The organism is Rathayibacter caricis DSM 15933 (genome assembly GCF_003044275.1).
Lineage (GTDB): Bacteria > Actinomycetota > Actinomycetes > Actinomycetales > Microbacteriaceae > Rathayibacter > Rathayibacter caricis.
Genome location: NZ_PZPL01000001.1, coordinates 851702 through 873094 on the forward strand (window position 1 = coordinate 851702; position 21393 = coordinate 873094).

The following is a 21393-nucleotide window of genomic DNA, read 5'->3' on the forward strand; positions in this document are numbered from 1 at the left end:
CTCAGGCCACCCCTTCGGTGCTCAGCTGCGATTCGACGATCTCGCGGTAGGTCGCGTTCGTCTCGAAGAGGTCGTCGTGGGTGCCGCGGCCGACCACGCGACCGGCGTCGAGCACGACGATCTGGTCGGCGTGCCGGATGGTCGACACGCGCTGCGCGACGATGATCACGGTCGCGTCGGTGGTCGCCGCGGCGAGGGACTCGCGCAGTCGCGCATCGGTCGCGACGTCGAGCGCCGAGAACGAGTCGTCGAAGAGGTAGACGCGGGGCCGGGCGACGAGAGCCCGCGCGATGCAGAGCCGCTGCCGCTGACCGCCCGAGACGTTCGTGCCGCCCTGCGAGACCGGCTCGTCGAGACCGTGCTCCTTGCTGCGGACGAAGTCCTCGCCCTGGGCGATGCGCAGGGCCTCCCAGAGCTCGGCGTCGGTGGCCTCGGGCCGCCCGAAGCGGAGGTTCGAGGCGATCGTGCCCGAGAAGAGGTACGGGCGCTGGGGCACGAGGCCGATGACCCGGGCGAGCTGGGCGCGGTCGAGGGAGGAGACCGGCACTCCGTCGATCGTGACCGACCCCTCCTGCGGGTCGAACAGGCGCGGCACGAGGCCCAGCAGCGTGGTCTTGCCGGCACCGGTCGAGCCGACGATGGCGGTCGTGCGACCCGGCTCCGCGACGAGATCGACGCCCGACAGCACCGGCCGCTCGGCGCCGGGGTAGCCGAAGACGACGCCGTCGAACTCGACCCGGCCGGAGGTGGGCGCGTCGGCGCCGCCCTCGGGCGTGGTCAGGCTGGTGCGCGTGGTCAGCACCTCGTCGATCCGCTCGGCGCAGACCACCGCGCGCGGGATCATCATGACCATGAAGACGCCCATCATCACCGCGGTGAGGATCTGCAGGAGGTACTGCAGGAAGGCGGTCAGCGAGCCGATCTGCATCTGACCCGCGTCGACGCGCTGCCCGCCGAACCAGAGCACGGCGGCGGTAGCCAGGTGCAGGATCATCATGATCGCCGGGAACATCAGCACGAAGATGTTGCCGACCTTGATCGACACCTCGGTGATCGCGGCGTTCGCGCGGCGGTAGCGCTCGGACTCGAACGGCTCCCGCACGAAGGCGCGCACGACGCGGATGCCCGTGATCTGCTCGCGCAGCACCCCGTTGATGCCGTCGATGCGGTCCTGCATGAGGCGGAACAGCGGCAGGAGGAGGAAGACCAGCACGCCGACGACGACGAACAGCACCGGCACCGAGACCCAGACCAGCCACGAGAGGCCGACGTCCTCGCGCAGCGCGAAGACGATGCCTCCGATGCACATGATCGGGGTCGAGACCATGAAGTTGAGGGTCATCAGCACGAGCATCTGCACCTGCTGCACGTCGTTCGTGCCGCGGGTGATGAGGGTGGCCGTGCCGAATCGGCCGACCTCGAGCCCGCTGAGGGAGTCGACGCGGCGGTACACGTCGCGGCGCAGGTCGCGCCCGACCGCCATGGCGGTGCGAGCGCCGAAGTAGACGCCCCCGATCGCGGTGACGACCTGGACGAGGCAGACGCCCAGCATGGTCACGCCGGTCGACCAGATGAAGTCGGTGTCGCCGGTGCCGATGCCCTGGTCGATGATCTCCGCGTTGAGGCTCGGCAGGTACAGCGCCGCGAGCGTCGAGATCAGCTGCAGCACGACGACCGCCGCGATCCAGCGGGAGTAGGGCTTCGCGTAGGACGACGCGAGTCGGAGCAGGATCACGGGGTTCCTCGAGACGGGGTGGGGAGTGCGGGGAGGGGCGACGGGCCGATCCGGAGGGACGGCTGTCGTGACCGGAGGATCCCGTGCAGACGGCGACCGGGCGGATCGGGCGACGGCGAGGGGCTGCGGATCGGGTGACGGCGGAGGGCGACGGAAGGAGGAGCGGCGACCGCGGGCGGCGGCGCCGAGGACGACGCGGGTGGCGCCGATCGGGACGGCGCACAGACAACCATCGACCACCGACACCGGTTGCGCAATCCGTCGGGCGGATGACCGACGAGCGGGCCGCATCCGGTCGCCCACCACCGCCCGCACCGTCCTGTCGGCGGCGGCTCCTACACTTCGAGGATGCGCATCGCCACGTGGAACGTGAACTCCATCCGGGCCCGCACGGGCCGCGTCGTCGACTGGCTGGTCCGCGAGGACGTCGACGTGCTCGCCATGCAGGAGCTGAAGTGCAAGCCCGAGCAGTTCCCGCACGAGACCTTCGCCGAGGCGGGATATCACGTCGAGATGGCGGGGATCAGCCAGTGGAACGGCGTGGGCATCGCCTCCCGCCTCCCGATGGAGGACGTGCAGATCGGCTTCCCCGGCATGCCCGGCTTCGCCAAGGCCCCCGCCGAGGACGGCTCGCTCCCCCTCGAGGCCCGCGCGATCGGCGCCACCGTGGACGGCGTCCGCGTCTGGAGCCTCTACGTGCCCAACGGCCGCGCCGTCGGCGACCCGCACTACTTCTACAAGCTCGAGTGGCTCGCCGCCCTCGAGGCGAGCACCCGCGAGTGGCTGACCGCGCAGCCCGATCTGCCGCTCGCGCTCGTGGGCGACTGGAACGTCGCTCCGCTCGACAGCGACGTGGGCGACCCGTCGCTGGGTCCCGGATCCACGCACGTCTCGATCCCCGAGCGCGAGGCGTTCGCCGCGTTCGAGTCGGCCGGACTGAGCGACGTCGTGCGCCCGCTCGTGCCGGAGGGGTACACCTACTGGGACTACAAGCAGCTGCGCTTCCCGCGCAACGAGGGCCTCCGGATCGACTTCGTCCTCGGCTCGCACGCGTTCGGCGAGCTGGTCACGGCCGCGTCGATCCACCGCGACGAGCGCAAAGGCGACGCACCGAGCGACCACGTCCCCGTGGTGGTCGACCTCGATCTCGAGACGACCCTCGACGACGACCGGCCCATGATCTTCTGACGATGGCCTCCTCGAAGAAGAAGCGGGCGCGCGCGGCCGCGGACGGCTCCTCCTCCGCCCGGCCCGCGGCACCGCGCCCGGCCGCCCGGCCCGGCCCCGCCGGTCGCGCGCACGACGAGCTGCGGACCGACGCCTACCGCACCGTCCGCGAGGTGCTCGAGGCGGGGCGCCCGCGCCGCCGGCGCTGGGACCTCGTGCTCTCGATCCTCGGCTGCCTGGGGCTCGGACTCGTGGCGATCGTGCTCGGCTACCTCGCCGCCGTCCTCTCGGTGTTCCCCGCGCAGTGCGAGGGGCGGAACATCGCGTGCGACTTCGACCGGATCGACTGGGGCGTCTCGCTCGCCCTGCTCGGCCCGCCGGTGCTGACGCTGATCGCGGTGGCCGTGGCGGTCGTGCGCTACCTGGTGGGCCGCCGGGCGTTCTGGGTGCCACTGGTCGGCTTCGCGCTGTGCGTCGGCACCGCGTTCCTGGCGTCCTGGCTGGTCACGAGTGCGATCCCGGGGTCTGCTCTGGCCTGAGCGGGCGGGTCGGGCCGAACCTCGGGGAACGTGGGTCTCGATACGCCCCTCCGGGGCTACTCGACCAGCAGGGAGCGGGAACGTGGGTCTCGATACGCCCCTCCGGGGCTACTCGACCAGCAGGGAGCGGGAACGTGGGTCTCGAGACGCCCCTCCGGGGCTACTCGACCAGCAGGGAGGGGCGCTCGCACGACGCGGGGCGACTCGACCGGCGGGCGACCGACGGGTCAGCCGGCGCAGCTGGGGTCGGGGACGAGGGTGACGTCGGTCGCGTTGATCATGGGGGTGACGCGCACGGCCTGCTCACCGAAGCCCGAGGCGGCGCCCGCCGTGAACGTGATCGTGGCGGTGGCGGACTCGCCGGGCGACAGCTGCACGGCGACCTTCGAGACCGGTCGACCGAGGTCGTCGCTCGTCTGCACGACGTCGCCGAGCTCGGAACCCCAGCTCGCTCCCGACACCGTCGTGCCGGGAGGGCCGTAGACGTAGACGTTCGTGACGAAGTCGCCGCGCGGGAACCTGCCGTCGCCTCCGTTCGCTGCCACATAGGACGGAAGGGTGCGCGCCACCTGCTTGGTGATCGTGTTGGTCAGCGTGACCTGCGTGGTGAACGTCGCCCCGGAGGCGGCGCAGCGGTTCGCGCTCGACTGCGTCACCGCGGTGTCGAGGTAGTAGTCCATCTTCGAGCCGATGGAGGCGTCCTGGAAGAAGACGCCCGTCGTGGTCGTGGCGTCGTTGACGGTGGGCAGGATGCCTGCGATCGGGGTCGGGGCGAGGAGCGCCTGCTCGTCGGGATCCGTGCTGTAGGCCAGGATCCGGCTCTCCTCGACCGACTTGACGATCGCCGGGAGCATGCGGGTCGGCTCCATGTCCCCGCTGAGGATCTTGCCGAGCACCGTCGCGCTCGCCTCCGAGAAGAACGCGTCGGTCTCATCGGCGACCGTCGACGCCGGGTAGCGGAAGTAGACCTCGTTCAGCAGAGTCGACACGGTGTTCTCGCTCGTCAGCTCGGTGCCGTCGCTCATCGCGACGGGACCGGTGGAGTCGAGCAGGTACGACAGTGCGACGGGATCGATCGCGAGCACGCCGTCGATCTTCTGGTCGGGGAACTTCTGCGCCCAGAACTGCGTCGCGATGGAGGAGGCGGTGGGGAAGTCGGGGCGGCTGGTCGAGACGTTGAAGGTTGTGGCCAGGTTGCCGCCGAACGTGTTCAGCGCGCTCTGATCGACGTCCACCGATTCGAGCCCGCGGAAGTCCTGGCTCGACTGCTGCTCGGTGATCGAGATGGCGCCGGCGTCGGCCTGGAGCAGCATGACCGAGGAGGCGCCGCCTCCCAGCGCCTGCGCCTCGGCGAGGTTCTGGAACATGACGAGGTAGTTGCGCGGACCGCTCGCACCGAGCGCGTCGGGGAGGATCGCGGTGATCGGCTGGACCTGGTCCATCGCCTCCGTCGCGGTCTCGAGCTGGGGGGCGAAGGCGTCGAGCGCCTCGGCGACCTGCGGCACGAGCGCGCCGCGGTCGATCCCGGCCACCCGCTCGCTCGACTCGTCGACGACCTGCTTCGCGACGTCGATCCTGGCCGAGAGCTCGGTGATCGCGGCGAGGTCGACCCGGCCGTCGACGGGCTTGAGGACGTCGAGCGAGGTTCCCGAGAGCGGAGTGACGATCTTCGCCGACACGTCGTCGGCGATCTCGGTCGCCGCGCGCACGGCCGAGAGGTTCGGACCGAGGATCGGGACGACCTCCATCACGCGCCACACCGGGTCGTCGGTCTCGTCCCGCGCCTCGCCGGTGAGGGTCGCGATCTGCCCGGAGGTGGCCTGCGCACCGGCCGTGTCGAAGCCGGTGAGCTGGTCGGCGGCCTGCGAGACGAGCGGGATCGCCGACGTGAGCTTGTCGCGCACCGTCATCGCCTTGTCGTACGTCCGGACGGCCAGCAGGACCGCGACGATCGCGCCGATCACGAGCACCAGGAGGATGCTCAGCGTGATCCACAGTCCGCGGCGACGGCGGCGCGGGGCGCCGGAGGCGCCGCGAGGAGAGGTCGTCGTGGTGGTCATTCGGAAGAGCCTAAGCGACCCTCGGCGCGGGAGTCGTCGCGCGACTGCCCCCCATCCGTCCTGCGACACGGCTGCGGCCGACCGTGATCGCCCGGGACTCGGCCCGGGCCGCGTCAGCCCAGGAGGAGGGACACGGCGATGAGCACCGGCACCGCGGTCACCGTGCTCACGAGCGCCGTGTCGCGGGCGACGGCCACTCCGCGGTCGTAGCGCGAGGCGAAGTTGAAGATGTTCTGCGCGGTCGGCAGGGCGGCCGTGACCGTCACCGCGAACAGGTGCTCGGCGTCCAGCTGGAACACGAAGCGGCCGAGCGTCCACGCGATCGCGGGCATGACGAGCGACTTCAGCGTCGAGGCGACGACGACCTCGACCCGCGCGGGGCCCGCCTCCAGCGGCCGCTGCCCGCGCAGCGACATGCCGAAGGCCATCAGCACGAGCGGGATGGAGGCGTTGCCGATGATCGAGAACGGCTCCAGCACCGGCGCCGGCACCTCCAGCCCCGTGACGGCCACGAGCAGCCCGAGCGCCGAGGCGATGATCATGGGGTTCCGGAGCGGCTGCGTCAGGATCGCGCCGACCGATGTGCGCCCGCTCGTGGAGATGTCGAGCACCGTCAGGATCGTCGGCGCGAGCAGGAGCAGCTGCAGGAGGAGGGTCGGGGCCACCCACTGCGGGTCGCCGAGCACGTAGATCGCCACGGGCAGCCCGATGTTGTTCGCGTTGACGTAGGCGGAGGAGGCGGTGCCGATCACGGTCTCGGGCAGCGGGCGGCGGAAGAACAGCCGCGACGCGAGCACGTAGACCGCGGCGACGATCAGGACCGTGCTCAGCGACACCAGGAGGAACGACGAGAAGAGCACCGTCACATCGGCCCGCGAGAGTACCGTGAACAGCAGGGCCGGCGTCGTCACGAAGAAGGCGATGCGCGAGAGGACCGCTCGTCCCTCCGGAGGCACGAGCCCGAAGCGGGCGATGAGGTAGCCGACGGCGATCACCACGCCGATGATCGCGAAACCGGTGAGCACGCCCTCCGTGGTGTCCTCCGTCGCTCGGGCGAGCGCAGTGCTCGCGGGGATCGCCTCCCAGCCTAGGGTCCGGCGCCGTTGCGTCCGGAGGGGGCCCGGCCTACCGTGTCGGCATGCCGCATCTCGACGTCCCCGGCGCGAGCCTCCACTGGGAGGCGGACGGCCACGCCTCCTCCCCCGCCCTGCTGCTGGTGCACGCCGGCATCGCGGACCTCAGGATGTGGGACCCGGTGGTTCCGGAGCTCGCCCGCGACCACCTCGTCGTGCGCCTGGACTCCCGCGGCTTCGGCGGCACGACCACCGGCGACGTCGACTTCGACGAGCGCGCCGACCTGCTCGCCGTGCTGGATCACCTCGGGGTCGAGCGGGCCGTCGTCGTCGGCTGCTCGCGCGGCGGCTCCGCGGCGCTCGACCTCGCGATCGCGCACCCCGACCGGGTGAGCGGACTCGTGGCGGTCTGCCCGGGCGTCGGCGGGTTCCCGTATCCGGAGCTGACGGAGGAGGAGGACGCCCTCTTCGACGAGATCGACGCCCTGCTCACCACCGGCGATCACGCGCAGGTCGCGCGGAAGGAGGCGGAGCTGTGGGCCTTCGGGCCGGGCCGCTCCCCGGACGGACTCGACCCCTCCTTCGTCCGGACCGTGCGCTCGCTCGCCGAGGGGCGTGCGGGCCACGAGCACGAGAAGCCGCGGCCGATCCCGCTCGAGCCGCCCGCGTACGACCGGGTGGTCGACCTGGACGTGCCGGCGCTCCTGCTCGTGGGTGCGCACGACGTGTCGGAGTCGTTCCCCGTGTTCGAGTACCTCGTCGCGACGATCGCCGGTGCCGAGGGGCACGTGTTCGAGTCGGCCGCTCATCTGCCGAGCGTCGAGCGGCCCGAGGAGTTCCTCGCGGTCCTCCGGCCGTGGCTGGCGAGGCACGAGGTCTGACGACGCCTGCGGGGTCGCTCCGGCGCACGGGCACCCCGATCCAGGGGATGCCCGCGCAATCAGTGGCGCCCTAGGCGACCGCCGCCAGGTCGAAGGCCCAGTCCGCGTAGAGGCTCGGGGGCTCGCCCTTCTCGACGACGTCGACGCGGTCGAAGCCGACCTCGACGCACGTCGCGCTGTCCTCGGCGTCGTCCGTGCGCACGTAGGCGTGCACGAAGCGGGGCAGCGGGAACGCCGCGGCCTCCTCGAGCAGCAGCCGGACCGAGCGCGCGGCGACGCCGCGTCCTCTCGCCTCAGGGGCGAGATCCCAGGCCGTCTCGTACGCGACGATGCCGCGCGAGTGGCCGTACCAATAGCCGATGGAGCCGACGCAGTCGCCGTCGAGCTCGATCGCGTAGAAGAAGGCGGTGCCCTCGGCCCAACCGCGCAGGTAGCGGTCGTGCAGGGTGCCGTCGTCCTCGTGTCCGGTGTCCGACTCCGCGCGGGTGACGCTGAGTGCGGCGACGTCCGCCTGCGGCCAGGGCAGGAGGCGGATGTTCTCGGACTGCTGATCGATGCTGACTGTTCTGCGGTCGCTTCCGGGTTCGGGTCCCGTCACGCGCTCCGATCCTCTCTCTCAGGATGGCCCGTCGGTCGCGCCCCTCCGCCAGGTGTTCGGAGTGGCCGATCGATCGGATGGCCGCACTCGGGATGCGGCCGCGATGTCCGCCCCATCTTCGACCCCTTGTCGGAGCTGATGTGGGCCGTGGAGGAATCTAGCCCCGAACGGGGGGTCGTACCTCCGAAACCCCTGGTCGAACGCTGATCAGAGCTGGGAACGAGCGCCGAGCGGCGCAAGCGTGCGCGGCGAGCGCCGACCTCGCCGTGCAGCTCCGGGTCCACGCAAGAAAAGCGCGCGCGACGGCCCCTACGCTCGGAGTCGGGTCGCATCCGACCCGTTCCACCAGGGATTCGAAGCGTGAGGAGGATCACCATGTCGCAGTTCGTGCAGAGCACAGTCGTCGGAGAGCCGGAGGTCCTCGAGGACCGCGTCGAGTCCTCCTCCGCGTGGCTCGACCTCACGGCGGCGGTCGCCGCCGTGCAGCCCCTGCAGGCCGCCGACGGCTCCCTCGCCGACCCCGACCGCCTCGAGGACGCGCGGGCGGCTCTCGCTCGGATCGTCACCGCGATCCGCACGCTCGCCCCCGCGTTCCCGCACGACGCCGCCTACCTGGAGGCGCTCGTGGTCGACTTCCGCCGGTGGAGCGACGAGGGCCTCGGAGTGCCGGACTTCCTGGACTCCCTCCAGGCCTTCCAGCCCCAGCTCGACCGGATCGACGGGCTGCGCCACCTCGTCGTCTTCCCGATGCTGACGCAGAACGGCAGCCGCGAGCGCCACGTCGAGGCGGTGCTCGTCGAGGTCGTCTGGCCGCGCTTCGTCGCCGAGCTCGAGGCCGGCGACTACTCCAACGCGCTGTTCGTGCCGGTGCGCTTCGTCGACTTCACGTCCGGATACGACACGGACAGCGCCGTGCTCTTCCCCGAGACCGTCGCCATGCGCGCGGTCCCCGCCTTCACCTGGGGAGCGATCTTCGCGGATCGCGAAGCGGCCCGGTTCCGCCGCGTCGTCGGCCGTGCCGCCGAGATCACCCGCCTCGAGCTCCCCGAGGACGCGCGCCGGCTGATCGCCGACCAGCGCCTGTCCGAGGAGGCGTTCGTGATGTGGGACCTCATCCACGACCGCACCCACATGCGCGGAGACCTGCCGTTCGACCCGTTCATGATCAAGCAGCGCATGCCGTTCTTCCTGTACTCGCTCGAGGAGCTGCGCTGCGACCTGACGGCGTTCCGCGAATCGGTCGCGATCGAGCGCCGTCTCGCCGCGGCCGAGCGCCTCGACGACGAGGAGGAGCGCCTGGCCGAGCGCGCCCGCTCGGTGCAGTACGCGATCCTGTTCGACCGCCTGTTCCGCTTCCCGTTGACGGGCTCGCGGGTGCGCAACTACGACGGACTGGGCGGGCAGCTGCTGTTCGCCTGGCTGCACCGCAACGGGGTGCTGCACTGGACCGACACCCGGCTCGCCTTCGAGTGGGACGGCGTCGCCGACGTGGTCGTCGCCCTCTCGGACGCGATCGACGAGCTCTACTGGCGCTCGATCGACCGCCCGAAGACCGCGCACTGGCTGGCCGCGCACGCCCTGATCGCGTCGGTCCTCACTCCGCACCCCGCCTCGGCCTGGGCGCGCGGGCTGCCGGACGAGGTGCTCCTCGGAGCGCCGCGCGGCTTCACGGACGCGGTGCTGGACGACGAGTTCCCGCTGTCGATGTTCTACGAAGCCCTGGCCAAGAAGATGGGCGACGTGATCACGTCGACCCGGGGCATCACCGGACGCGACTGAGAACGCTCGCGGGTCCCGGCGGCGGTCTCCCGACCCCGCCGGGGACCCGTCGCGTACTCTGGACGCCATGTCCCGAGGTGCCGACACCGTCGCCGCCGCCGATCCCTTCGACGCCGGCTGGTCGAGGAGACCGCCCACGCGCTCGAACTACGTGCGCGACGCGGTGGGCGCGGGAGTCCTGCTGCTGGCGACCGTGCTCTCGGTCCTGCTCTACACCTCCGCCGGCTTCCCGGATGCGGCGCATCCGATCGTCAGCGCGCACTGGGCCGTGGCTCTCACGCTGCCGCTGGCGTTCCGCCGCCGGTTCCCGGCCACCGTCGCGATCGTCCTCGCGGTGGTCTACGCGCTCGGCCTCGTGCTGCAGGTGCCGGAGTCGCTGTTCAACCAGATCTGCCTGTTCCTCGCGATCTACACGGTGGGCGCGTGGGGGGCGGACCGGCGCCGCGCCCTCGTGGTGCGCCTCCTGATCGCGATCGCGATGCTGGGCTGGCTCGTGACCACGCTCGTGAGCGGCGACTGGTTGAACCGCACCGTGCCCTCGACCGAGGCCGTCGGGCCGCTCTCGCCCTACCTGGCGGAGTCGGCGCTCGTGGTCCTGGTGAACCTGCTCTACTTCGGCAGCGCGTACGTCTTCGGCGAGGCGTCCTGGCAGTCGGCGCGCCGGCTCGAGGCGCTGGAGGCGCGCACGGCCGAGCTCGACGACGAGCGCGAGCGCTCCTCCCGCCGCGCCGTCACGTCGGAGCGGCTGCGGATCGCCCGCGAGCTGCACGACGTCGTGGCGCACCACGTCAGCGTGATGGGCGTGCAGGCGGGAGCGGCCCGCCGCGTCCTCGCACGGGACCCCGAGAAGGCGGCGCGGTCGCTCAGCGCGATCGAGAACGACGCGCGCTCGGCGATCGACGAGCTGCACCGCATCCTGGTCGCCCTCCGCGCCGAGGAGACGACCCCCGCGGGCGTCACCGACTCTGCTCCCACCGACTCCGCCTCGACCCGCGGAGTCGCGCAGCTCGAGGAGCTCGTCCAGGCATCCGCGGGCTCCGGACTCCCCACCTCGTTCCGCACCCTCGGTGTTCCGCGGGAGATCCCGGCCACGGTCGGGCTCAGCCTCTACCGCATCGCGCAGGAGTCGCTCACGAACGTCCGCAAGCACGCGGGACCCTCCGCGCAGGCCGAGCTGCGGCTCCGCTACCTCGATGACGCCGTCGAGCTCGAGGTCGCCGACGACGGAGGCACCGGCCCGCACCCGACCGTCCCCGCGTCGTGCGGGCTGGGTCAGACGGGCATGCGCGAGCGGGCCGCGGCCGTCGGCGGGCGCATCGAGATGGGTCCGCGCGGCGACGGGTACCTCGTGCACGTGCACGTGCCGCTGTCGCGGGTGCGCGCTCCGGAGCGACCCCTCGAACCGGTAGCGTCGACCGGGGCGTCGCGGGGGCGCACCGACGCAGCGAGCGGGGGCCGCGCATGACCGAGGACATCCGCGTCCTGCTGGTGGACGACCAGGAGCTGGTCCGGGCGGGGTTCCGCATCATCCTGGAGTCGGAGCCGGGCATCGTCATCGTGGGCGAGGCCCGCACGGGGTCCGAGGCGATCGAGCGCGCCTCCGAGCTCTGCCCCGACGTCATCTGCATGGACGTGCAGATGCCCGGGATGGACGGTCTCGCCGCGACCCGCGAGATCGTGAAGGATCCGCGGCTGTGCTCGAGCGTCCTGATCCTCACGACGTTCGACCGCGACGACTACCTCTTCGACGCGCTCTCGGCCGGAGCGAGCGGCTTCCTGCTCAAGAACGCCTCTCCGGAGGATCTGGTCGACGCCGTGCAGGTGGTCGCGCGCGGCGACGCCATGCTCGCGCCCGACGTGACCCGCCGCGTGATCGAGCGCTTCGCCGCGGAGCCCGCGCGCAACCCGGAGGAGCACCCGGCCGTGGCGGAGCTGACCGACCGCGAGCGCGAAGTGCTCGTGTACCTGGCGCGGGGCTGGTCGAACGCCGAGATCGCCTCGCAGCTGTTCGTGGGCGAGGCGACCGTGAAGACGCACGTGTCGAAGATCCTGATGAAGCTGCGCGTGCGCGACCGGATCCAGGCGGTCGTGTTCGCCTACGAGCACGGGATCGCGGTGCCGGGGCGGTCCTGACGCCGACGGGACGACGGCCGAGGCGTGTCGGCCGAGAGACCCCCTCCTCGGCAGCGGCCGGCCGCCGTCAGCGGCGGGGCTGCGGGGCCGCCGCGCGCGGGGGCGAGCGGCGGACGAACTCCATGCGGATGTCCGGCACGATCTTCCGGTCGAGCACGACGGTCATGTACCGGCCGTCGACCCGCGCGCCGATGGCGACGACGTCGGGATCCGTGTCGACCCGGTAGCCGCGCAGCGCCTCTCCGTCGACCACGACCGGGACGCCGCGCACGACGTCCTCGTCGCGCAGCGCCGCGGCGACCACGGGCATCCCTCCGCGCCGGCTGCGCACGCGACCGGGGAAGGTGTTGCGCAGCACGTCGCCCATGTGGGCGGCGAGACGCGATTCGAGCGGGCGGCTGCGCTCGGCGGGGATCGGCACGGAGGTGCGCACCGCCTCCCAGAGGACCGGGTACCGCATCCGCGTGACCTGGTCGACCATCCACGGCGGGAGGTGGTCGTTCTCGGCCCGTTCGATGGCCCGCTTCTGCTCGGGAGTGAGCGGGACGTGGTTGACGGGATCGGCGCGATTGCGCGGATTCTTGAAGAACGAGTACGACAGCGAGATCTCGACGAACCGCCCGAGCGCCATGGTCTGGGCCGCCGCGAACTCCTCGAGTCTCGGCTGCGGGGCGAACGCGAGGACCGGGTCGCCGAAGCGGGCCGCGATCTCGTCCACCCCGGGAGGGGCCGGCATATCGCGGACCGCCCCCGATGTGTCCATGCGCATAGGACAAGAGTGGCCGTTCGCTCAGCCGATACCAACTTCTTGACGGAGATCGGCTCGACGCTCCCGGGCTGTTCACATGCCGGAAACACGACGGCGGCGGGCGTCGGGCTCCTGAACGGCTCCCGGACGGGGGCTGCGAAGATGGAGGCATGAGCGCTCTGCACGATCCGACCGTCCGCGGTTTCGCCTCCGACAACTACTCCGGAGTGCACGACGAGGTGCTCGCGGCGATCGCCGCCGCCAACGGCGCGCACCAGGTCGCGTACGGCGAGGACGTCTACACCGAGCGGCTCCAGCACGCGTTCCGGCGCGAGTTCGGCGAGCAGGCGCAGGCGTTCCCGGTGTTCAACGGCACGGGCGCGAACGTCACCGGACTGCAGTCGATGCTCCCGCGCTGGGGCGCCGTGATCTCGGCCGGCACGGCGCACATCAACTCCGACGAGGGCGGGGCTCCCGAGAAGGTCGGCGGGATCAAGATCCTCACCGTCGTCTCGCCCGACGGCAAGCTCACCCCGGACCTCGTCGACGAGCAGGCCTGGGGCTACGGCGACGAGCACCGCTCGCAGCCGCTCGTCGTCTCGATCACGCAGTCGACCGAGCTCGGCACCGTCTACACCCCCGAGGAGGTGCGCGCTCTGGCCGATCACGCGCACGCGCACGGCATGCGCCTGCACCTCGACGGGGCGCGGATCGCGAACGCGGCGGCGGCGCTGGACGTGCCGCTGCGCGCCTTCACCACCGACGCCGGCGTCGACGTGCTGTCGTTCGGCGGCACCAAGAACGGGATGCTGCTGGGCGAGGCGATCGTCGTGCTCGACCCCGAGGCCTCCAGCGGCCTGCGTTACCTCCGCAAGACCAACATGCAGCTCGCATCGAAGATGCGCTTCCTCTCGGCGCAGCTGCTCGCGATGCTCGGCGAGGACGGCGAGGCGGAGCCGCTGTGGCTGCGCTCGGCCCGGCGCGCCAACGCCATGGCCGCCCGACTGCGCGCGCAGCTGGAGGAGTCGGTCGCCGCCGGACGGATCCAGGGGCTCGCGTTCACGCAGCCCACGCAGGCGAACGCGGTGTTCGCGACGCTGCCCTCGGGAGTCGCCGACCGCCTGCGCGAGGTGTCCCGCTTCTACGACTGGAACCCGGCGACGGGCGAGGTGCGCTGGGTCTGCTCGTTCGACACGACGGAGGACGACATCGACGTGTTCACGGCGGCGATCGAGCGCGAGCTGACGGCGTGAAGGCGCGGATCGTCGTGCTCGGAGCGGTCGTCGCGGGGATGCTCGCGGGATGCACGGGCGGTCCGTCGTCAGGGGCGGAGACGGGCGCGGGGACGTCGGCTTCGGCGTCCGCGTCCGCGTCCGTCGCTCCGCTCACGCGCCTCGACTGCGACTCACTGCTACCCGTGGAGCGGGCGTCGGAGGCCCTCGGGCTGCCGGCCGACCGCCTCGAGGGCAGCCGCGACGGGGCCGTCCGCACGTCGTCCGAGCTGATCCGCGCCGCCGCGGAGGAGAACGGCGGGCTCCTCACCTGCTCCTGGTTCGAGCAGGACGGGCCGGCCTCGATCGTCGCCTCGGCGGCGACGGACGCGGGCGACGCCTTCGCCGCGCTGCCCGCCGGCCCCGCACTCGCGGCGGGCGACGCGGCCTCCGGCGCCTGCCTCGAGGGGAGCTGCACCGCCCAGGTGCTCGCCGGATCGACGTGGGTCTCGCTCGCGCTGATCGGGGCGCCCGCGACCCTCGACCTCGCGGCCCTCGCCTCCTCCACGGCCGACTCCGCGAACGGACGCCTCGACGACGTCATCGCAGGCACCGCACCCGTCTGCGCCGATCTGCTGACCGCCGAGCAGCTGACCTCGCTCGCCGGGCTGGCGCAGCCCGTCGCCGGCGCCGGCACGGAGGCGGCGACTCCGGCGACAGCGGGGGCCGCGGCCTCCGCACGCGCGGGTCTCGCCTCCTGCACCTGGACGGACGCGGCCAGCGCCGCCTACTCCGGTCTGAGCATCGACGCGCTGCCCTCGGGCGAGGAGGGCTGGCGCACGCTGTCGCTGACCACCGGGCTGTCGATCCCGCTGGCGCCCGTCGACGGACTCGGGGAGCGCGCGATCTCGGGCTGCTCGGCGGGGACGTGCGAGGTTGACGTGCTCGCGGAGGATGTCTGGTGGCGCGTGGTCGTGACGGGCGACGAGGCGCGGGCCGACGCGGTCGCGCGGGCGGTGCTCGCGGGCTGATCCGCCGGGCCGGCCTGCGCGAGATGCCACTCCGGTACGCCTCGTCCGGCGTGTCGCGTACTGAAGTGGCATCTCGCGGGGTGGTTCAGGGGCGGCGCCAGTACTCGTACCAGGACGACTCCGTCGCGCCGAGGGCGGAGTAGAGGCGGCGGGCCGGGGCGTTGGCCTCGAGGACCTGGATCCAGTAGTGCGCGACGCCTCGCGACTCGGCCTGCCCGAGGAGCGAGCGGAGGACGGACGCGGCGTGGCCGCGGCGCCGCGCGTCCGGGCGGGTGGCGAGGGAGAAGAGCCCGCACCAGGGCGTGTCCCCGCCGGTCGCGTACGCGAGCCGACCGCAGGCGGCTGCGCCCCGCTCGTCGCGGACGAGGGCGTAGGAGGAGTCGCAGCCCGCGAGGATCCGCTGCGCGACGTCGCGCTCGGCGGCGCCTCCGCGGCCGTCGACGGACCACCAGAGCGACAGCCAGCCCTCGGACGGGGCGGGCTCCACGACCGCGGGCGGCCCGCTCAGCGCGGCGAGCGCCTCCTGGACCGTGCCCGTGAGGACGAGCGTGCGCTCGTGCGGCGCGTAGCCGCGGGCGGCCAGGCGCTCGGGGAGATCGGCGGGCAGGGTCGCCGGTCCGAGCTGCAGGAGCGGAGGGATCGCGTGCTCGCGCGCGAACGCCTCCGCGGCGTCGATCGCGCGCTCGGGGTCGGTGACGGCGCCGGACGTGAGGACCGAGTTGGCGCGCTTCGTGACTCCGGACGCGGCGCGCAGCAGCCAGCCGTCGAGCTCACGGGTCTCGAGCGCCGGCCAGGCGGCGGCGGCGAGGCGATCGAGCACGCGCGGGTCCATGCGCTCGACGGTACCTGGCGCTCAGGCGGGTCCTCGGCTCGCAGGAACACGACCGGCTCGCAGGAACCGGCGATCCGGACGAGCCGGACCGGTTCCTGCGAGCCGGAGGTGGGTGCTGCGGGCCTGTGCGGCCCGCGGCGACTCACATGTTGATCATGTGGCCCTTGAGGCCGTGGAAGCCCTCCTGGAGCGCCTCCGACAGCGTCGGGTGGGTGTGCACGTTGCGCGCCAACTCGGTCGCGGTGAGGTCCCACTTCTGCGCGAGCGTGAGCTCGGGGAGCAGCTCGGAGACGTCCGGGCCGATCATGTGCGCGCCGAGGAGCTCGCCGTACTGCTTGCTCGCGATGAGCTTGACGAAGCCGGTGGGCTCGCCGAGGCCGTGCGCCTTGCCGTTCGCCATGAAGGGGAAGGTCGAGACGGTGATCTCGTGGCCCTCGTCGGTCGCCTGCTTCTCGGTGAGGCCGAAGGAGGCGATCTGCGGCTGGCAGAACGTCGCGCGCGGCATCATGCGGTAGTCGCCCAGCGTCTGGGTCTCGGCACCGGCGAGGGTCTCGGCGGCGACGACGCCCTGCGCCTCGGCCACGTGGGCGAGCTGCAGCTTCGCGGTCACGTCGCCGATGGCGTAGATGTGCGGAACGTTCGTGCGCATGTGGTCGTCGATCGCGATCGCTCCGCGCTCGGTCAGCTCGACGCCCGTGTTCTCGAGGCCGAAGCCCTCGACGCGGGGGACCCAGCCGATCGACATCAGGACCTTGTCGACCTCGAGGGTCGACTGCGTGCCGTCCTTCGCGGTGTAGGTCACGGTGACGTAGCCGTCCTTGTCGACGACCGACTCGACCTTGGTCGAGGTGAGGATCTCGACGCCGAGCTTCTTGTACTGCTTCTGGATCTCCTTGGAGACGTCCGGGTCCTCGTTGGGGAGGGCGCGGTCCATGAACTCGATGATCGTGACGTCGACGCCGTAGTTCTTCAGGACGTACGCGAACTCCATGCCGATCGCGCCGGCGCCCACGATGGCCATCGTGTCGGGCAGGTCGCGCGTCATGATCTGCGTCTCGTAGGTGACGACGTTCTCGGAGAGCTCGACGCCGGGGAGCAGGCGGACGCTCGCACCGGTCGCGATGATCGCGTCGTCGAACGTCAGCGACTCCGAGCCACCCTTGGTCAGCTGGACGTCGAGGCCCTGCGGGCCGGTGAAGGAGCCGGTGCCGTCGAACTCGGTGATCTTGTTCTTCTTCATCAGGAAGTGGACGCCCTTGGTGCGTCCGTCGGCGACCGTGCGGCTGCGGTCGAACGCCGCGCCGAAGTCGAACGAGACGTCGCCCGAGATGCCGAACTGCTTGGCCTGCGAATGGAAGATGTGGGCGAGCTCGGCGTTGCGCAGCAGCGCCTTCGACGGGATGCAGCCGACGTTGAGGCAGACACCGCCCCAGTACTGCTTCTCGACGATGGCGACGGACTTGCCGAGCTGCGCCGCTCGGATCGCGGCCACGTACCCGCCGGGGCCGGCCCCCAGGACGACGACGTCGAAGTGCTGGGCCATGGATGATCCTCCATCAGAGTCGTGAGTGGTGCGCGCGGGGAACCACGCCGTCTCCGAGCGTACCGTTCCCCGGGCGCGGAGCCCGGGGGTCCTCCCTGGGCGAACGGACCTGGTAGGGCTGTGGAGGGACGGTCCGCGGCGGCGGACCGTCGGGAATGCGGGCGGGTGCGGAACGGTTGCACCACGCGGGCAACGGAGCCCTCCCCGATCCGCACACTCCCGGAAAGAAGCTCCACCATGCCCCTCGCCACCGCGTCCCGCACCGCCACCACCAGCGCGCCGATCCTCGACGTGCTCGCCGAGCGCTGGAGCCCGCGCTCGTTCGACACGACGGCCGCGATCTCGGACGAGACCCTCGCCTCGCTGCTCGAGGCCGCGCGCTGGTCCCCCTCCGCCAGCAACTCGCAGCCCTGGCGCTTCATCGTGGCCCGCCGCGGCACGCCGGAGTTCGACCGCGTGGCGAAGCACCTCGTCGGCTTCAACGCCGCCTGGGCCGGCTCGGCCGCGGCGCTCGTCGTCGCCCTCGCCGAGACCGTCGACGCCGACGGCAAGCCGCGCCCCTGGGCCGTCTACGACCTCGGCCAGGCCGTCGCGCACCTCAGCATCCAGGCCCACCACGACGGACTGCACGTGCACCAGATGGCCGGCTTCGAGAAGGACGGGCTGCGCGAGGAGTTCGCGATCGACGAGCGCTTCGACCCCGTGACCGTCGCCGCCATCGGCGTCGTCGGCGACCCGGAGTCGCTCGCGAACGACGTGCTGCGCGAGCGCGAGGTCGCCCCGCGCACCCGCCTGCCCCTCGAGGAGCTCGTGCTCGTCAGCGCGTAGTCGCTGCACTGCTCGGCCCGGTCCGCGGATCTCCGCGGGCCGGGCCGTTCTGCGTCTCCGGGCCGGCAGCGGCTCGGAGCGGTCTGCGGGGGCGGGAGGAGGAGTGGGCGGCGGGCGCTGCCGACGCGGGGCGTCACTCCGATCGCTCTGTTACTCCGCGTTTCATCACGGAATCGGATGAATGGGCCGCCGTCCGTACGATCGGGACGGTCCGCCCGCCCGCCCCGCCGCTCCGGAGCCCCATGACCGACACGCCCACCCGCACGAGCCTGGCCTTCGACGCCGACCTCGGTCAGTCGGCGTTCCCGGTGCGCTTCGAAGGAGTGGGCCGCACGTTCTCGCCCGGATCGCCCGTGCTCGAGGACGTCGATCTCGAGGTCGCCGCCGGCGAGGTCATCGCGATCCTCGGCCCGAGCGGCTGCGGCAAGTCGACGCTGCTGCGCATCGCGGCGGGGCTCGACACGGCCTCCGCGGGTTCCGTGCTGATCGACGGGCGCCCCGTGTCGGGCATCGACACGCGCTGCGCCGTCGCGTTCCAGGAGCCGCGCCTGCTGCCGTGGCGCACGATCGCGGCGAACGTGGCGCTCGGGCTGCCGCGGGGCACCGCGCGCACGGCCGCGCGGCACGCCGTGGAGGAGCTGCTGGCGCTGGTCGGGCTGACCGCGCACGCCTCCTCCCGCCCGCGCGAGGTCTCGGGCGGCATGGCCCAGCGCGCCTCGCTCGCCCGGGCGCTCGCCCGGAACCCCGGCGTTCTGCTGCTCGACGAGCCGTTCGGCGCGCTCGACGCGCTCACCCGCATCCGGATGCAGGACCTCCTGCTCGACGTGCACGCGGCCGCCCCGGCGACGATCCTGCTGGTCACGCACGACGTCGACGAGGCCCTGCAGCTGGCCGACCGCATCGTGCTCCTCGGCCGCGACGAGCCGGGAGGCGTCTCGCGGATCCAGCAGATCATGCGGGTTCCGGGCGCTCGTCCGCGCGATCGCGGGTCGGCAGAGCTGGCGGAGCGACGCGCCGAGCTGCTCGCCGGGCTCGGCATCGAGCGGCACTGAGTCCTCCCCAGGCTCGGATCCGTCCGCTCCTCCCCCGCTCCTCCCCTCCCCGCACGCACCCCGACTCCCCTCCCCCACACTCGTTCCACCCCCGGAACCGCACCGAAGCAGAGGCCACCATGTCGTTCACCACCACCGCGCTCACGCGCCGCACCGCCCTCGCAGGCCTGCTGACCGCCGCCGCCGTGCCGCTGCTCGCGGGCTGCGTCCAGGGCGAGGGCTCCGGCGGCGCCGCGGCCGCCACCGCCGACGCCGCCGAGGGCGCCGTCACGCAGGGCGGCACCCTCACGCTCGACTTCGCGACCTACAACCCGCTGAGCCTGGTCATCAAGGAGAAGGGCTGGCTCGAGGCCGCCCTCGCCGAGCAGCAGGTCACCGTCGCCTGGGTGCAGTCCGCCGGGTCCAACAAGGCGAACGAGGCGCTGCGCGCCGGAGCGATCGACGTCGGCTCGACCGCCGGCTCCGCCGCCCTGCTCGCCCGGTCCAACGGCTCGCCCATCAAGACGATCGACATCTTCTCGCAGCCGGAGTGGTCGGCCCTCGTCGTCCCCGCCGGCTCGAGCATCACGAGCGTCGAGCAGCTCGCGGGCAAGCAGATCGCCGCGACCAAGGGCACCGACCCCTACTTCTTCCTCGTGCAGGCCCTCGAGGCCGCCGGGCTCGGGATCGACGACGTCACCGTGCAGAACCTGCAGCACGCCGACGGCTGGGCCGCCCTGCAGAACGGCTCGGTCGACGCGTGGGCCGGTCTCGACCCGATCATGGCCGGCGCCGAGGCCGCCGGGGCGACGCTGCTCTACCGCAACGTCGACTTCAACTCCTACGGCCTCCTGAACGCGACCGAGAGCTTCCTCGCCGAGAAGCCCGACCTCGCGCAGACGGTCGTGAACGCCTACGAGCACGCCCGTGCCTGGGCGCTCGAGAACCAGGAGGAGACCGCGAGCATCCTCGCCTCCGTCGCCGGTCTCGACGTCGCGGTCGCGACCACGGTGATCACCGAGCGCAGCAACCTCGACGTCGACAACGTGCCCGGATCGGCGCAGACCGACGTGCTCGCGGTGATCGGCCCGATCTTCGTCGAGAACGGCGACGTCGCCTCGCAGGACCAGGTCGACGAGGCGCTCGACACGCTGCTCGACGACACCTACGCGAAGGCTGCCGACCCCGACGCGATCGGCGACTGACCGCTTCCCGCACGCCGACCCGCGACCGCTCCCGAGGAGACGACATGGCGACCCGAGACGACGAGACGACCGACGCCGACCTGATCCGGCGCAGCACCGGGATGGTGCAGGCGCCGGGCGCCGTCGGCGCCGCGATCGCGGGGCCGAGCGTCGGGGCGTCGCAGAAGCGGCTCCGCGACGACTCCGCCGCGCACGCCCGCCCGCTGACGTCGAAGCGCTGGTTCGTCGTGGTCGGCGGGGCGCTCGTCCCGGTCGTGCTCCTGATCGCGTGGCAGATCGTCACCACGACGGGTCTGGTCTCGCTGGCCGTGTTCCCCTCCCCCGCGATGGTCTGGGCGGCCGGGATCGATCTCGCCCAGCGCGGCGACCTCGGCCAGGACATGGCGATCTCGACCCAGCGCGTGCTGATCGGCTTCGCGATCGGATCGGCGCTCGGACTCGTCATCGGCGCGCTCTTCGGCCTCTCGCGCGTCTGGGAGGTCGTGCTCGGCCCGACGCTCGGCGCGATCCGCGCGGTCCCCTCGCTCGCCTGGGTGCCGCTGCTGCTGCTGTGGCTGGGCATCGGCGAGGAGTCGAAGATCACGCTGATCACGATCGGCGCGTTCTTCCCCGTGTTCACCACGGTCGCCACGGCGCTCGGCCACGTCGACCGCCACCTCGTGGAGGCCGGCCGGGCGTTCGGACTGTCGGGCGTGCGCCTCTTCACGACGGTGCAGCTGCCGGCCGTGGTCCCGGCAGTCATCGCGGGGCTCCGGCTCGCGCTCGCCCAGTCCTGGCTGTTCCTGGTCGCCTCCGAGCTGATCGCCTCGTCGATGGGCCTGGGCTTCCGCCTCATCGACAGCCAGAACAACGGGCGGATCGACCGCGTGTTCCTCGCGATCATCCTGCTCGCGGTGCTCGGCAAGCTCACCGACGCCGTGGTGGGCGTGTTCCAGCGCTACGCCGTGGCCAAGTGGGCGTGACGCGCCCTCCCTCCCGGGACGCCCCCTCCCCCTCCTG

19 protein-coding genes are annotated in these 21393 nt (G+C 72.2%); 12 read left to right on the forward strand and 7 right to left on the reverse strand.

From position 1 onward, the window contains the following. Position 1: 1 nt before the first annotated feature. Positions 2-1735: an ABC transporter ATP-binding protein gene (locus C1I63_RS03955; protein ID WP_055794173.1), complete on the reverse strand. Its 1734-nt coding sequence runs from the start codon at positions 1733-1735 to the stop codon at positions 2-4. 348 nt (positions 1736-2083) lie between these two features. Here C1I63_RS03955 and C1I63_RS03960 point away from each other — a divergent pair, with 348 nt between their 5' ends. Together C1I63_RS03960 and C1I63_RS03965 are read left to right on the forward strand one after the other, a co-directional pair. Next, on the forward strand, positions 2084-2923 hold the full coding sequence (locus C1I63_RS03960) for an exodeoxyribonuclease III (protein ID WP_107573854.1): 840 nt from the start codon (positions 2084-2086) through the stop codon (positions 2921-2923). Positions 2924-2925: 2 nt separating this feature from the next. Next, entirely contained in the window at positions 2926-3441 is a 516-nt protein-coding gene (locus C1I63_RS03965) for a DUF6264 family protein (RefSeq protein WP_107573855.1), read from the forward strand. A gap of 227 nt (positions 3442-3668) precedes the next feature. Here C1I63_RS03965 and C1I63_RS03970 read toward each other — a convergent pair whose 3' ends face one another. Both C1I63_RS03970 and C1I63_RS03975 read right to left on the reverse strand, forming a co-directional pair. Further along, positions 3669-5501: a DUF4012 domain-containing protein gene (locus C1I63_RS03970; RefSeq protein ID WP_107573856.1), complete on the reverse strand. Its 1833-nt coding sequence runs from the start codon at positions 5499-5501 to the stop codon at positions 3669-3671. A 113-nt stretch (positions 5502-5614) separates the two neighbouring features. After that, the gene (locus C1I63_RS03975) at positions 5615-6526 is read right to left on the reverse strand and encodes an AEC family transporter (protein WP_230672999.1); all 912 of its coding nucleotides are present in this window, start codon (positions 6524-6526) and stop codon (positions 5615-5617) included. A 113-nt stretch (positions 6527-6639) separates the two neighbouring features. Between C1I63_RS03975 and C1I63_RS03980 the strand changes: the two genes are divergently transcribed. After that, positions 6640-7455: an alpha/beta fold hydrolase gene (locus C1I63_RS03980; RefSeq protein ID WP_107573858.1), complete on the forward strand. Its 816-nt coding sequence runs from the start codon at positions 6640-6642 to the stop codon at positions 7453-7455. A gap of 70 nt (positions 7456-7525) precedes the next feature. Here the strand turns inward: C1I63_RS03980 and C1I63_RS03985 are convergent, their stop codons facing one another. After that, positions 7526-8053, reverse strand: a complete 528-nt coding sequence (locus tag C1I63_RS03985) for a GNAT family N-acetyltransferase (RefSeq protein ID WP_107573859.1) — start codon at positions 8051-8053, stop codon at positions 7526-7528. A 375-nt stretch (positions 8054-8428) separates the two neighbouring features. Here C1I63_RS03985 and C1I63_RS03990 point away from each other — a divergent pair, with 375 nt between their 5' ends. The 3 genes from C1I63_RS03990 to C1I63_RS04000 all read left to right on the forward strand — a co-directional run bounded on the left by C1I63_RS03990 (position 8429) and on the right by C1I63_RS04000 (position 11965). Next, on the forward strand, positions 8429-9832 hold the full coding sequence (locus C1I63_RS03990) for a DUF6421 family protein (protein WP_055794158.1): 1404 nt from the start codon (positions 8429-8431) through the stop codon (positions 9830-9832). A 67-nt stretch (positions 9833-9899) separates the two neighbouring features. Next, entirely contained in the window at positions 9900-11297 is a 1398-nt protein-coding gene (locus C1I63_RS03995) for a sensor histidine kinase (protein ID WP_107573860.1), read from the forward strand. Further along, complete coding sequence (locus tag C1I63_RS04000; RefSeq protein WP_055794153.1) at positions 11294-11965, forward strand: response regulator; 672 nt, start codon at positions 11294-11296, stop codon at positions 11963-11965. The genes C1I63_RS03995 and C1I63_RS04000 overlap by 4 nt, the downstream gene beginning before the upstream one ends. Positions 11966-12032: 67 nt before the next feature. Here the strand turns inward: C1I63_RS04000 and C1I63_RS04005 are convergent, their stop codons facing one another. Then, the gene (locus C1I63_RS04005; RefSeq protein ID WP_055794151.1) at positions 12033-12683 is read right to left on the reverse strand and encodes a hypothetical protein; all 651 of its coding nucleotides are present in this window, start codon (positions 12681-12683) and stop codon (positions 12033-12035) included. A gap of 200 nt (positions 12684-12883) precedes the next feature. On the opposite strand from C1I63_RS04005, the gene C1I63_RS04010 reads away from it, so the two are divergent. After that, positions 12884-13966, forward strand: a complete 1083-nt coding sequence (locus C1I63_RS04010; RefSeq protein WP_107573861.1) for a threonine aldolase family protein — start codon at positions 12884-12886, stop codon at positions 13964-13966. Beyond that, positions 13963-14955 (forward strand): hypothetical protein, encoded by a 993-nt coding sequence (locus C1I63_RS04015; RefSeq protein ID WP_107573862.1) that lies wholly within the window; start codon positions 13963-13965, stop codon positions 14953-14955. Before C1I63_RS04010 ends, C1I63_RS04015 begins: the two co-directional genes overlap by 4 nt. A gap of 85 nt (positions 14956-15040) precedes the next feature. On the opposite strand, the gene C1I63_RS04020 is transcribed toward C1I63_RS04015, so the two are convergent. Together C1I63_RS04020 and lpdA are read right to left on the reverse strand one after the other, a co-directional pair. After that, positions 15041-15787 (reverse strand): GNAT family N-acetyltransferase, encoded by a 747-nt coding sequence (locus C1I63_RS04020; protein WP_107573863.1) that lies wholly within the window; start codon positions 15785-15787, stop codon positions 15041-15043. Between the two features lie 142 nt (positions 15788-15929). Beyond that, a complete protein-coding gene (gene lpdA, locus C1I63_RS04025; protein ID WP_107573864.1) occupies positions 15930-17330 on the reverse strand; it encodes a dihydrolipoyl dehydrogenase in 1401 nt (466 codons plus the stop codon). A 237-nt stretch (positions 17331-17567) separates the two neighbouring features. Between lpdA and C1I63_RS04030 the strand changes: the two genes are divergently transcribed. The 4 genes from C1I63_RS04030 to C1I63_RS04045 all read left to right on the forward strand — a co-directional run bounded on the left by C1I63_RS04030 (position 17568) and on the right by C1I63_RS04045 (position 21356). Further along, complete coding sequence (locus tag C1I63_RS04030) at positions 17568-18158, forward strand: nitroreductase family protein (RefSeq protein WP_107573865.1); 591 nt, start codon at positions 17568-17570, stop codon at positions 18156-18158. Between the two features lie 242 nt (positions 18159-18400). Then, complete coding sequence (locus C1I63_RS04035) at positions 18401-19210, forward strand: ABC transporter ATP-binding protein (protein ID WP_107573866.1); 810 nt, start codon at positions 18401-18403, stop codon at positions 19208-19210. Between the two features lie 119 nt (positions 19211-19329). Continuing rightward, entirely contained in the window at positions 19330-20394 is a 1065-nt protein-coding gene (locus C1I63_RS04040) for an aliphatic sulfonate ABC transporter substrate-binding protein (RefSeq protein WP_055794140.1), read from the forward strand. 44 nt (positions 20395-20438) lie between these two features. Further along, the gene (locus C1I63_RS04045; protein WP_244906975.1) at positions 20439-21356 is read left to right on the forward strand and encodes an ABC transporter permease; all 918 of its coding nucleotides are present in this window, start codon (positions 20439-20441) and stop codon (positions 21354-21356) included. The last annotated feature ends 37 nt before the right edge of the window (positions 21357-21393 follow it).

What these genes read in the sequence shown, in the direction of transcription:
- C1I63_RS03960 (WP_107573854.1), top strand. Translation starts at nt 2,084, where the DNA reads ATGCGCATCGCCACGTGGAACGTGAACTCCATCCGGGCCCGCACGGGC.
- C1I63_RS03965 (WP_107573855.1), top strand. Translation starts at nt 2,926, where the DNA reads ATGGCCTCCTCGAAGAAGAAGCGGGCGCGCGCGGCCGCGGACGGCTCC.
- C1I63_RS03970 (WP_107573856.1), bottom strand. Translation starts at nt 5,501, where the DNA reads ATGACCACCACGACGACCTCTCCTCGCGGCGCCTCCGGCGCCCCGCGC.
- C1I63_RS03980 (WP_107573858.1), top strand. Translation starts at nt 6,640, where the DNA reads ATGCCGCATCTCGACGTCCCCGGCGCGAGCCTCCACTGGGAGGCGGAC.
- C1I63_RS03990 (WP_055794158.1), top strand. Translation starts at nt 8,429, where the DNA reads ATGTCGCAGTTCGTGCAGAGCACAGTCGTCGGAGAGCCGGAGGTCCTC.
- C1I63_RS03995 (WP_107573860.1), top strand. Translation starts at nt 9,900, where the DNA reads ATGTCCCGAGGTGCCGACACCGTCGCCGCCGCCGATCCCTTCGACGCC.
- C1I63_RS04000 (WP_055794153.1), top strand. Translation starts at nt 11,294, where the DNA reads ATGACCGAGGACATCCGCGTCCTGCTGGTGGACGACCAGGAGCTGGTC.
- C1I63_RS04010 (WP_107573861.1), top strand. Translation starts at nt 12,884, where the DNA reads ATGAGCGCTCTGCACGATCCGACCGTCCGCGGTTTCGCCTCCGACAAC.
- C1I63_RS04020 (WP_107573863.1), bottom strand. Translation starts at nt 15,787, where the DNA reads ATGGACCCGCGCGTGCTCGATCGCCTCGCCGCCGCCGCCTGGCCGGCG.
- lpdA (WP_107573864.1), bottom strand. Translation starts at nt 17,330, where the DNA reads ATGGCCCAGCACTTCGACGTCGTCGTCCTGGGGGCCGGCCCCGGCGGG.
- C1I63_RS04030 (WP_107573865.1), top strand. Translation starts at nt 17,568, where the DNA reads ATGCCCCTCGCCACCGCGTCCCGCACCGCCACCACCAGCGCGCCGATC.
- C1I63_RS04035 (WP_107573866.1), top strand. Translation starts at nt 18,401, where the DNA reads ATGACCGACACGCCCACCCGCACGAGCCTGGCCTTCGACGCCGACCTC.
- C1I63_RS04040 (WP_055794140.1), top strand. Translation starts at nt 19,330, where the DNA reads ATGTCGTTCACCACCACCGCGCTCACGCGCCGCACCGCCCTCGCAGGC.
- C1I63_RS04045 (WP_244906975.1), top strand. Translation starts at nt 20,439, where the DNA reads ATGGCGACCCGAGACGACGAGACGACCGACGCCGACCTGATCCGGCGC.